The organism is Clostridium sp. CMCC3677 (genome assembly GCF_023845585.1).
GTDB lineage: Bacteria > Bacillota > Clostridia > Clostridiales > Clostridiaceae > Clostridium > Clostridium aquiflavi.
In genome coordinates, this window is the sequence record NZ_JAMQHS010000144.1 from 1 (window position 1) to 210 (window position 210).

1 protein-coding gene is annotated in these 210 nt (G+C 33.3%); it reads left to right on the forward strand.

Translation table 11 applies throughout. The features are described from left to right. The coding region (locus NG901_RS17020) for an ATP-binding protein (protein ID WP_252217145.1) at positions 1 to 210 on the forward strand (210 nt) is incomplete at both ends.

Sequence of the window (210 nt, forward strand, 5' to 3'; positions counted from 1 at the left end):
AGAAGAAGATTGTATAGAAATACTATTGAAAAACATGTCAGCAGTAGAAATCGACTTTAATCCAAATGAAATAGTTGAAAGGTTTGCTAGAGGAGATTCATCACGTAATACAGAAGGGTCAGGATTAGGTCTTGCAATTTCTAAAAGCTTTGTAGAGCTTCAAGGTGGAAGTTTTAGTGTTGAAGTTGATGGAGATCTTTTTAAAGTAAT